This is a genomic window from Pseudomonas sp. (assembly GCF_051660785.1).
Lineage (GTDB): Bacteria > Pseudomonadota > Gammaproteobacteria > Pseudomonadales > Pseudomonadaceae > Aquipseudomonas.
The window spans coordinates 1-7,977 of the sequence record NZ_JBOFQE010000040.1 but is presented as its reverse complement, the minus strand read 5'-3'; the positions used below and the strand labels follow the sequence as shown (position 1 = coordinate 7,977).

5 protein-coding genes are annotated in these 7,977 nt (G+C 59.1%); 2 read left to right on the top strand and 3 right to left on the bottom strand.

Annotated elements, in window-relative coordinates:
* Positions 1-107: 107 nt before the first annotated feature.
* On the bottom strand, positions 108-2,309 hold the full coding sequence (locus ACRC4F_RS09645) for a hypothetical protein (RefSeq protein ID WP_438659102.1): 2,202 nt from the start codon (positions 2,307-2,309) through the stop codon (positions 108-110).
* Positions 2,310-2,506: 197 nt separating this feature from the next.
* Here ACRC4F_RS09645 and ACRC4F_RS09640 point away from each other — a divergent pair, with 197 nt between their 5' ends.
* Entirely contained in the window at positions 2,507-3,403 is an 897-nt protein-coding gene (locus ACRC4F_RS09640; protein ID WP_438659101.1) for an NAD(P)-dependent oxidoreductase, read from the top strand.
* On the opposite strand, the gene ACRC4F_RS09635 is transcribed toward ACRC4F_RS09640, so the two are convergent.
* Together ACRC4F_RS09635 and ACRC4F_RS09630 are read right to left on the bottom strand one after the other, a co-directional pair.
* A complete protein-coding gene (locus ACRC4F_RS09635; RefSeq protein ID WP_438659100.1) occupies positions 3,294-5,576 on the bottom strand; it encodes a putative bifunctional diguanylate cyclase/phosphodiesterase in 2,283 nt (760 codons plus the stop codon). The genes ACRC4F_RS09640 and ACRC4F_RS09635 overlap by 110 nt on opposite strands.
* 135 nt (positions 5,577-5,711) lie before the next feature.
* Complete coding sequence (locus tag ACRC4F_RS09630; RefSeq protein WP_438659099.1) at positions 5,712-6,077, bottom strand: YkgJ family cysteine cluster protein; 366 nt, start codon at positions 6,075-6,077, stop codon at positions 5,712-5,714.
* Positions 6,078-6,434: 357 nt separating this feature from the next.
* Here ACRC4F_RS09630 and ACRC4F_RS09625 point away from each other — a divergent pair, with 357 nt between their 5' ends.
* A complete protein-coding gene (locus ACRC4F_RS09625) occupies positions 6,435-7,784 on the top strand; it encodes a spinster family MFS transporter (RefSeq protein WP_438659098.1) in 1,350 nt (449 codons plus the stop codon).
* Positions 7,785-7,977 lie beyond the last annotated feature (193 nt).

The following is a 7,977-nucleotide window of genomic DNA, read 5'->3' as shown; positions in this document are numbered from 1 at the left end:
GTCGCTCCCACAGTTTGATCGCGTTCCTTCAGAAGGAATGCGATCCCTGTGGGAGCGACGGTGCGACGATTCGACCTGCTCGCGATTGGGGGCGACTCGGTCTCGCGTCAGACCGAAAAAGTCTTGCCCGTATGGTTATTCAACGAAATAACCTTGGTCTTGCCGATCCGGTGACGGTAGATCTCGCGCAGGTACTTGATTGCCTTCTTCACGCAATCTCGCGACAAACGAATGTCGTTGATCGAGACAAACTTGTCCTTGTCGTTGATCAGCTCGCGGTATTTCTTCTCGTACATCGGTTTGATCGCGTACCAGTTGGTATCGAGGATCTTCGCCGGGTTCTCGAACTCATTGAGCAAATCGTCGATCAAGTCTTCGTCGAATTCTTCATTGATGATGAAGTCGAGGATCGAGTTATCCAGTGTGTCGTCGAAGCGGTACGGGTTTTTCGCGAAGCAGCGCTTGATGAAGGCCACGATCAGCGTCAGGAAATCGTCCGACAGGCACGGGCTCTTGGCGATCAGGGTGGTCAGCGACAGGTTGGCCGACGCGCCAATCACCAGCGCATAACGCTTGAGCGTGGTGTTCGGGAACAGGCTGTTGAGGTGAGTCTTCAACCGGTTCAGGTCCATGTACGACAGCTTGTAGTCTTTGGGCAGCGAAACAATCGACACCACCGAGGAGCAGTTCTTGAAGAAGTGCAGGTCGTGCAACGCGGCCGCGTCATAACCGGAATTCTTGTACTGCTCCAGCGAGGCGCGATAACGCTTGGATTCGATCGGCAACAGGCTGATGCCTTCGATCGCCTGGGTCACCTTGTTGAAGTGCGGCAGGTCGATGGAGCGGAAGAACAAGTCGTCGATGTTCAGGCGCTGCGGTTCTTTCTCGAACACTTTGAACTTGTCGCTGCTCGGCGGCGGCGTTTCCGGCACCACGGACTCGGCGTAGGCAATCGCCACCGGGCCGGCCAGGCTCATGAACAGGTCGTTGGCGTCGAGGCGAATGGTTTCGCCGATGTCGATGCCGGCTCGACGGAAATAGTTCTGGTCGTAGTCAGTCGTAACCGCCTGCGCCGTCAGAATGTTGAAGATCTGCTGCGAGATGTACTGGTTCGCGTGCTTTTCCATCGCGTTGACGTCGATGTTCTGGATGTTGCCGTCATCGCTTTCTTCGGCATAACGCATGATGTCGTTGGAGATCAGCATCATCGCGTTCCATGGACGGATACGGCCCATGACGCTGGCTTCGCTGCTGTCTTCGTTGGCGAAGTTGTAGGAGAAGTCCCACTCTTCCGACAGGTATTTGCACAGCAGGCGACCGGCGTTGATGTGCAGCGCTTCGGACATTTCGCTGCGGTGATCGGAAATGTTCGGCAGTACGCAAATGCCGCTGGTGAAGATCGGCTCGAAGACGAAGGAGTGACCACTCTTGCCGTCGTGCTCGTCCATCGGCTTGGTGTCGAACGTCTTGTTCATGTACGAGTGCTGCTGGGCCAGGCCGAATTCCGAAGCCATGCCCGAACCGGTACCGCCGCCGGCACTGAAGATCGAGAAATACAGGCGCGACTGGTTGGCCTTGATGCCGCAGCTGTCGATCAGGTACGAGTGGATCATTTTCCAGTCAGGGCTGGAGAAACGCTGGGTGTCCTTGTTCAGGATGATCTTGGCCAGGTACTGGCCGAGGATCGGCGCGTTACCGGCGCCACCGGCGTGGACTTCCGACAAGTCCATGATCTTCATTTTGCTGTAGTCGCGCAGGAAACCGCTCTTCTCGCCCTTGCGCGAGAAGCGGATGCGCCCGGCGATGTCTTTGTCCAGGTCGCCGAGCATCACCAGCGGCTCGACCAGGAACACCGGTTTGGTGGCCTTGTTCGGCCCCAGGCGCAGGTTGTTGCGGATCCACTGTGCCGGGCTGTAACCCTTTTCGGCGTAGCGTTTGTCCGGCGACAGGCGATCTTCGTTGTTGAATTCGTTGAGGTAGAACTTGCGGGCGTTGTACACCAGCTCCGCGACGTCCAGCGCAATGTTGGAACCGCAACGACCCAGGCCGATCAGGCACACCGAGGGGAATTCCTGGTCGTTGTGCTGTTCGTTGTCGCCTTCCAGGTGAGGTGGGCGCGGGAATACCATATCGCGCAGGCCATCGAGGTTATCGAGGATGCGGTCAGTGTTGGTTTCGGTGAAATACAGGTATTGCTGACTGGCCAGCGGACGCGACGGGATCAATGGCTTCGACGATGAGGGGCTGTTCGCCGCAGGGCTCAGTGTCAGGTCGGAAACCGTAGTGGCCGGATTATTTTTAGAAGTCATTGGGCGCCATGTACCTGGGCTGGTTGGCTCGGCGACACGGTGTCGTCGAACCTTCACGGAATAGGAACTCGCGACTTTTTTAGCGCGTATTTTGCCCAAGCGTCAGGGTCAAAGCCTGAGCATCGCTCGGGGGAATCCTTTCCTTAGTCATGATGAATCGGCCAATATTCGGCGATCTTTAATCAAAAGGAGGCTAAATGATGTCAACCCTACCTTCGTTGAGTTTTGCCGGAATCGGCCTGATGGGCTTGCCCATGTGTCGGCGCCTGTTGGCGGCGGGGTATCCGCTGACGGTGTGGAATCGCAATCCGGCCAAGTGCGCAGCGTTGGTCGAGGCCGGCGCCCGGCAAGTGGCGACAGCGGCTGAACTGGGCCAACACGCCGACGTGGTGATGGTGTGCCTGGCGGACACCGCCGTGGTGCGTGAAGTGGTTTTCGGCCCGGCCGGCATTGCCGAGGGCGCGAAAAACGGTCAGTTGCTGGTGGATTTTTCCAGCCTGGAACCGACCGCGACCAGGGAAATGGCCTCGGCGCTTTCCAGCCAATGCGGCATGCGCTGGCTGGACGCGCCGGTGTCTGGCGGGGTCGTCGGCGCCGAGGCCGGCAGCCTGGCGATCATGGTCGGCGGTGAAGCGGCTGATCTTGAGCAAGTCAGGCCGGTGCTGTTGAGACTGGGTCAACGGGTGACTCACATGGGCGGCATCGGCGCCGGGCAGGTAACCAAGGCCTGCAACCAGATGATCGTTGCCTGCAATGCGCTGGTGATTGCTGAAGTGGTGGCGTTGGCCGAGCGTTCCGGGGTCGACGCCAGCCTGATTGCCGAAGCGCTCGCGGGTGGGTTCGCCGATTCAAAACCGTTGCAGATCCTCGCCCCGCAAATGGCCGAGAGTCGTTTCCAACCGGTGAAGTGGCACGTGCGCACGCTGCTCAAAGACCTCGACAGCGCGGTGAAATTTTCCCGCGAACAGGGTTCGGCTACGCCGATCAGCGGATTGGCCGCACAACTGATGCGCCTGCATGGGGGGCAGGGTTTTTTGGAAAAGGACCCGTCAACGTTAGTGCAGTTGTACCGCAAGCCAGGCTCAGAGGGCTGACCATGCGTGAGTGTTTGCGCTGATTGATTTCGTCCAGTACCGCACGCAACTCGGCCAGTGGCACCGGACGACTGAGCAGATGACCCTGAACGAAGTCACAGCCCTGGCGCTCGAGAAAGTCATACTGCTCGGAGGTTTCGACCCCCTCGCTGATGACCTGCAGGTGCAGGGTGTGGGCCATGATGATAATGGCCTGGACGATTTCCATGTCCTGGGTGGCCTTGGGGATTTCCTGGATGAACGAGCGGTCGATTTTCAGCGTGTTCAGCGGCAGGCGCTTGAGGTAGGTCAAGGATGAATAGCCGGTACCAAAGTCATCGATCGACAGCGACACCCCGAGGGTCCGGATCTGCCGCAGCAGCGCCAGGGTGTTGGCGAGGTTGCCCATCAGCGCGTTTTCGGTCAACTCCAGCTCCAGCCGCTGTGGTGCCACGCCGGCGACGCGCAGGGCGTTTTCGATTTCGTCGGCCAGGTCTTCGCGGGCCAGGTTCAGCGGTGAGCAGTTCACGGCGATCTTGAGTTCTTCGCGGCCTTGACGAGACAACTCGCCAAGGTCTTCGCAGGCCTTGCGCAACACCCAGTTGTCCAGTTCGGCGATCAGGCCGTTGGCCTCGGCAATGGCAATGAATCGATCCGGTGCCAGCAACCCGTGAACCGGGTGTTGCCAGCGAATCAGCGCTTCGAGTTTGGTGACCTGAGCGGTTTTCAGCTCATAGATCGGTTGGTAATGGAGCATCAATCCGTCGTCATTGCGCAGGGCGTGCCGCAGTTCTTCTTCGAGTTGCAGCTCCAGGGTGGCACGGGTTTTCATGTGCGGACTGAAAAAGTGCAGCTCATTGCGTCCGCTGCCCTTGGACTGATACAGCGCCAGGTCGGCGTTTTTCAGTAGCTCCTCGCAGGTTGAGCCATCTTGCGGAAACACGCTGATGCCGATGCTGGTGGTCATGACCATGCTGCGTCCGGCCAGCTCGATGGGCTCTTTCATTTTCAGCATGATGCGCTGGGCCATTTGCCGCGCTTCTTCACGGTCATTCAGGCCGATGAGGATGCAGAATTCGTCCCCGCCGAAACGCGAGACCACATCATCGTGGTTGCGTACCGACCCCTTGATGTAGGCGGCCAGAATCTTGAGCAATTCGTCGCCAGCGTCGTGGCCAAGGCTGTCATTGATTCGCTTGAAGTGGTCGATGTCGAGGAACAACACCGCCAGCATGCCGCCCTCGTTGGCCTTGTCGAGCAGCTTTTCGGCGAAAATCTGGTTGAAACCTCGGCGGTTGATCAGGTTGGTCAGCGCGTCGTAGTGCGCCACCTGTTGCAGCGACAGGCGCGCCTGATCCAGCTGGCCGAGCAGGGTGTTGACCCGCTGCAGGTCGCACTCCTTGTGTTGCAGCTTCTTGTCGGCGAGGGCTGCGCTGATGCTGCTGCCGATGATCAGCAACGTCATCATTGCCACCGTCAACCCCAGCTGCAGGTGGTTGTTGTCGCCAGGCAGCGGCTGGAGACTATCGACGGGAAGCACCAGGTTGAGCGCCGCCATACCGGTGAAATGCATGCTGACGATGCCGGCACCGAGCACCAGGCTGGCGGTGTATTTACGCAGTTGATGCGCCACGCCGCTGCCTTCGCGCAGGTGACTGGAAATCAACAGGGCGGCGAGGCTGGCGCCCACCGCGATCACGATGGAAAGGGCGAACAGGACGGGATTGTAATAGGCCGTCGCATTCGAACGCATGGCGGCCATGCCCACGTAGTGCATGGTGGCGATGCCCAGTCCGATCCACACCGCGGCCCGCAGGTATTGCCAGAAAGTCAGGTGAGGATGGCTGAGGGTGTGCATCGCCAGCCACGAGGCGGTCAACGCGAACAACAGTGAGATCAGGGTAATGGGTAACTGATAGTGAATTTCGAGCGGCGCCTGGAACGCCAGCATGCTGATGAAGTGCATGGCCCAGATACCGCCCGCCAGACACCCGGCGCCCACCCAGCGCCAGAGACGTTGAGACGCGGGTTTTTCGGCATGGCCGACCCGTTCGGTGATGTCCAGTGTGGCGAACCCGGTTGCACAGGCGACCACATACGCCAGCAACACCAAAAAGGGGTTATGAGCGCAATCGAGTATGACCTGGCCGGTCTCTGGCAGTTGGGTCGTGAAATATAAAGCAGGCCACTCCATTGAACGCCCCGTATTTAACATCCAGCCGACACCATGAACCCTGGCGAATGTGTTGGAGTATAGAGCTCATACAAAGAGTGCAAGCGCTAGTGGCACATTGCTCTTAATGATTTTTGGGATTACTGGAGGCAAGCCTTAGGCGATCTGCTCATAAGGGAATTCGTAGTCCGGTTGCAGGGCCGGCAACCCGAACGCTGCCCGTGCAGCATCGCAATCCACGTTTGCCTCGCCATTGGCCCACGAGGCGTCGAACTCCCGGCAGGTGCTGGAACGCTGATCGTAAATCGAGCACTGCACGGTGCTGCCGACTTCGCCGACCAACCCGACGCAGCGCGTGGGTTTGCAGTCGGTGCCCAGCATGGCCACCCGGCTGGGGCTGATGGGCGCGACAAGCTCGTCAGGCACCGTTCCTCCGGCCGAGGTGCATTCACCCCAGAAAAAAGACACGCGAAAATGAGAACAGCAGGCACCGCAATTCAGACACGGACTGGCTTCGGACATGGGCGATAGTCAAAGGAGGGATGGGGGATTGGTGGGGCAGGCAAGGCCGCTATTCTAGGCTTTGCGTTGGACTTGGGAAGGGGGCGCAAAAGTATTTTTTATGCGACCAATGGCGAGAAATACCTGCTTTGCAAAAAACCTTGTGGGAGCTAGCCTGCTAGCGATTGCAGTGTGTCATGCACCGATGATGTCGACTGACACTACGTCATCGCTAGCAGGCTAGCTCCCACAGGTGGCGCGTTGTGCCATGGGTTGGTATCAGCATTACGAATAATTACAGACAGTTCCGGCCGGCCTGACTAGATTGGAGGTTCCGGGGACAGCGAGGCCCCAATAACAATAAAAGAGACGGACCCCATGCAGAACTCGACCCAAGCGGCGAATGCCTGGCGCATTCTGTTCCTGCTGTTCCTGGCCAACCTGTTCAATTTCTTCGATCGCACCATCCCGGCCATCATCATCGAACCGATTCGCATGGAATGGCACCTCAGCGACTTTCAGCTGGGCATCATCGGTACTGCATTCACCATTGTTTATGCGATTGCCGGCCTGCCGCTGGGGCGAATGGCCGATACCGGTTCGCGCAGCAAACTGATGGGCTGGGGCCTGGCGGCGTGGAGCGGCCTGACGGCGGTCAACGGCCTGGTGGGCAATTTCTGGGCGTTCCTGATCGTGCGCATGGGCGTCGGTATCGGCGAAGCCAGTTACGCACCGGCCGCCAACTCGCTGATCGGCGACCTGTTCCCGGCGCACCGTCGCGCGCGGGCCATGGGCATTTTCATGCTAGGCCTGCCGCTAGGCCTGCTGCTGGCGTTCTTCACCATTGGCGCCATGGTCAAGGCGTTCGACAGCTGGCGCGCGCCGTTCTTCATCGCGGCGGTGCCGGGGCTGATCCTGGCGATCTTCATGTTCTACATCAAGGAGCCGAAACGCGGCGCCGCGGAGAGCGTGCAAGTCTCCCAGGAACGCATCGACCGGCCGATCCGTCGCGTGTTGGCGGTGCCGACCTTCCTCTGGCTGGTAATGGCGGGGTTGTGTTTCAACTTTGCCACCTATGCCTGCAACTCGTTTCTGGTGCCGATGCTGCAGCGTTACTTCCTGATGCCGTTGCAGGAAGCGGCGGTGGCGACCGGGGTGATCGTCGGCGTGACCGGGTTGTTCGGGTTGACGCTCGGTGGCTGGGTTGCTGACAAAATTCACCAGCGGGTGGCGAACGGGCGGCTGCTGTTCGCAGCGTTCAGCCTGATCATCTCGACCGTGTGTACGGCGTGGGCGTTGCACGCCGGACGGGTCGAGATCGGGGTATTCGTCGCGGTGTTCAGTGTGGGCTGGCTGTTCGCCTACAACTTCTACACCTGCGTTTACACGGCGATTCAGGACGTGGTCGAACCGCGTCTGCGGGCCACGGCGATGGCGCTGTTCTTTGCCGGGTTGTACTTGCTGGGCGGTGGTTTGGGGCCGGTGGTGGTGGGCGGTTTGTCCGACCACTTCGCGCACACGGCGATGGCCGCGGCGGGCGTTGAGCAGATGACTGAGGCGTTCAAGGCCGTGGGTCTGCATGACGCCATGTATCTGATCCCGGTGGCGTTGTTTTTCACCATGGTGTTTCTGTTCCTGGCGTCGCGGTGTTTTGTTCGGGATGCCAAGCGGATGAAGGAAGGGTTGGTCGCTGTGAGTGAACCTGATGTTGCAGTGGCGACTGCATAATCGCTATCGCCAGCAGGCTGGCTCCCACATTGGATCTACAGCGTTAACAAATCCCCTGTGGGAGCTAGCTGTGATCTCTCTGTAGGTTGTTCACTCGGGGCTTTTCCGGGAAATTGGAGGTGCGAACCAAACCAAGTACCTGGAGGCCCCGAGTGAACACTCATAAAAATGCCCGATTAACCGTTTCTGGTCG